Annotated in this window: 3 protein-coding genes and 1 pseudogene; 2 read left to right on the top strand and 2 right to left on the bottom strand. The window is 44.2% G+C overall.

The window, feature by feature from the left end:
• Window positions 1–442, bottom strand: a pseudogene (locus HMPREF1647_RS06750) (hypothetical protein); the annotation flags it as partial.
• A gap of 345 nt (window positions 443–787) precedes the next feature.
• On the opposite strand from HMPREF1647_RS06750, the gene HMPREF1647_RS06745 reads away from it, so the two are divergent.
• Window positions 788–991 (top strand): cold-shock protein, encoded by a 204-nt coding sequence (locus HMPREF1647_RS06745; RefSeq protein WP_012808976.1) that lies wholly within the window; start codon window positions 788–790, stop codon window positions 989–991.
• Window positions 992–1,079: 88 nt separating this feature from the next.
• Here the strand turns inward: HMPREF1647_RS06745 and HMPREF1647_RS06740 are convergent, their stop codons facing one another.
• Entirely contained in the window at window positions 1,080–1,742 is a 663-nt protein-coding gene (locus HMPREF1647_RS06740) for an HAD family hydrolase (protein WP_052039182.1), read from the bottom strand.
• 113 nt (window positions 1,743–1,855) lie between these two features.
• On the opposite strand from HMPREF1647_RS06740, the gene HMPREF1647_RS06735 reads away from it, so the two are divergent.
• The coding region (locus tag HMPREF1647_RS06735) for an N-acetylmuramoyl-L-alanine amidase (RefSeq protein WP_035433329.1) at window positions 1,856–3,095 on the top strand (1,240 nt) is incomplete at its 3' end.

Genomic DNA, 3,095 nt, shown 5'->3' with positions numbered 1-3,095 from the left:
TTGTGTACCAACCCTTGACTGCATTACCAGCAGCGTCTACATAGTGCCAGCCAGAATCGTCTTTGATCCACTGACTTGTAACAAGTGTTCCATCTTCTTTGTAATAGTGGAATTGACCGTTTTCTTGTCTCCACCCAGAAGATTGAGGAGTTGGCGTTGTATTCTCTGTTGGAGCAGCAGGTGTCTGATCTGCTGTTGGAGTGGTAGTTGATGGCGCTGCAGGTGAGGCTGGCTGAGAGTTTTCAGGTGCTGCAGGAGAAGTATTTTCAGCTGTTGCGGTAGTTTCAGTTGTTACAACAGGAGCATTTACTGCTGAGGTATCAGCGGTCTCTGCAAAAGCGGGAACAGCATGAAAGCTACAAAGCAGAGCTGCGCTTAGCGAAGCTACTGCAATAAGCTTTTGTGTAGAAGGTCTGTAGGGAAAACGCATTTTCTTCTCCATTGTCATATCCTTTTTTGAAGGGATAACTTTCTATATAAATAATAGTTTGATATGTCTGTTATTGTTCTCGTAAATTAATCCTATACAAATTCTCTATCTTCTATGAAAAAATGCTCAACTAATGAGATAAAAATCGTTTAATAGCAGATATATCCTTAAATAAATGCTGGAAAACAGCTTGATTACCTGTGGCTCTACCGGTAGATGGTGTGAAAATCTCCATGAGTGGTTTCTCGCCACATAAGTTGTTGATTAAGGTTATTATATTCCACGTGGCGAAACGTCACGGTATCGCGCTCCACAGGCGCAGTTTTGCCCTGCGGGGCTAAGAAAGAAAGGCACGAAATGGCTCAGGGTACTGTAAAGTGGTTTAATCCAGACAAGGGTTACGGCTTCATCTCTCGTGAGGATGGCGACGATTTGTTCGTACACTTCTCCGAGATTCAGATGGACGGTTTCAAGACTCTCGATGAGGGTCAGCCTGTCGAGTTTGAGATTACCACCGGCCAGAACGGTAAGCTCCAGGCTTCTAGCGTCCACAAGATCTAGTACTTGCGAACACTACCATCAAAAGGAGACCTTCGGGTCTCCTTTTTTTGTTACATCGCTATTTTTACAGTTACAGTAACCAAGAACTTTAATACCAGTGCTTGATGGTGAAGTCAGCAAGTTCAGAGAGTTTCTCGATATCTTGATGTTCATCATCACAATTAACAGCGCAGGTAATAAGGCCAACAGAATTTCCTGTCTGAAGAGCTAGCGGGATGTCCTCAAACAGAATTGTTTTCTCGGCTTGAACTCTAAGGCGAGCAAGAGCCTCTAAATAGAGATGCGGCTCATCTTTTGCAGATCCAACATCTGCCGCAAATACCTGAGTATCAAACAGAGTGGATAGATGCAAACGAGACTCAAGGAGGGCAAGGAGTTCTGGCTCGTTGACAGTTGCCAATGCAGTAGGGATACCCTTTTCTTTTAGCTTGCTCATAAAATCAACAACACCAGATCGAAGCTGCACGGAGTTTACAAAGAAGCTTTTACTTAGCTCTTTCCACTCGGCGACAATCTCTTCTTGATCTTCCTTTAGTCCATAGGTGGCAATTGCCCAGTCCGCTCCCTTTTCAAATCCAAGAGGGGAGAGAATCTTGCCAATTTCTGGAGTATAAGGGATTCCTCGCGACTCAAAAAACTCCTGGTCAACAAGCTTCCAAATATGGTGTGTATGAGCAATAGTGCCATCAAAATCAAAGATTGCTGCTTCAAAATCTGTTGCAAGAATATCTTCAAGTGTCGAGAAAATCACAGAGTTCCAATCAAGTTGCGGTGAGCTTGTGTTTTTTATTATTGACGCGTCAGTCTAGTGTAAACTTTTAACAACTATGAAGAGGAGTAAACTAATACTTTTCGGAGGACCGCATGAAACGCAGTTTATTTAATACTCGCGGTAAATTGCTTGCTGTTTTGTTCTTTGTTGTCACGGCATTGTTTGTAACAACAGTTCAAAACGCATATGCAACTACCTACACAACTATGGATGCCCAAGGCAACATAATTCAGAGCCAGTCTCTGAGTGATGCTGTTGCGCTTTCTCGAGCAACTGGAAGGCCAATTGCGCTGGATCCTGGCCACAGTGACGGTACAGATGGTCGAGATCCAGGTGCAATGTACTACGGTTTAAAAGAAGGCGACATTGCCTGGGCTACAGCTATGTACGTTAAGAAATATCTTGAGCAATGGGGAGTCCCCGTTGTAGTAGTTCGTGGCGAGCATGAAGATCCTTCGATCAAAACACGCGTTCAACGTGCTGTTGATGCAAATGCCTGTGCCATTATTTCTTTGCACTACAACGCAGGTCCTGCGTCGGCAACAGGCTCTGAAGTCTTAGTTCCTCATGACGTGAGCTATAACCACGATCTTTACGTTGCTGGTCAAGCTCTTGCTGGCAAGGTTAACTATTACTTAAGAAACAAAGCAGGCATTGTCACTCGTGGTGATGGCGCTACTGAGCGTGGCTATAACGATAAAGACGGCACAGACTATTACGAGAATGGCGACGAGTCCGATTACTACGGCATTGTTCGTTATGCTCGTCAAAAAGGTATCCTTGGCGTAATCATTGAGCACCAGTTTATTTCCAACCCAGCTCATGCAGCAGAGTTTAAAGATCTTGGTGACAATTCAAAGGTTGACTACATTGGCTGGGCTGACGCTTGGGCAATCTGGGAGATGTATCATTCCGATACCTGGTGGAATATGAGAAGCATTTCCGCAGTCCAAAAAGGTAATGATGTAATTCTTAAACCAGTTCTTACCGGTGTTGTTACTGGTGCGACGTTTACATATAGTTATGTTGGTCCAGATGGGTCAAAGGTAACTGTTGCATCTAATACAAGTGATACTTCAGCAACATTTGCTCTTCCAACAACCGGCCGATATACCTTATATATCACTACAAGATCTTCAGATGGACAAGAAATTACTCGTCAGATGCTATTTGACGCTGCAGTAAAAGAGCAGCCTGGCTGGCGTAAGGTAGCTGATGGTTGGAAGTACGCTGACGCTCAAGGTAATCCGTATGTAAATCGTTGGTTTAAGGATAACGACGGTTGGCATTACTTTGACGCAAGGGGCATTGCCGTTTCTGGCTGGTACAACA

The sequence above is a fragment of the Lancefieldella parvula DNF00906 genome (assembly GCF_000758945.1).
GTDB classification, from domain to species: Bacteria; Actinomycetota; Coriobacteriia; order Coriobacteriales; family Atopobiaceae; genus Lancefieldella; species Lancefieldella parvula_C.
The sequence above is the reverse complement of the archived record's forward strand: the minus strand, read 5'-3'. Positions and strand labels throughout refer to the sequence as shown.

Excerpts from the sequence above, each read along its gene's own strand:
- HMPREF1647_RS06745 (WP_012808976.1), top strand. The coding sequence starts at position 788 with ATGGCTCAGGGTACTGTAAAGTGGTTTAATCCAGACAAGGGTTACGGC.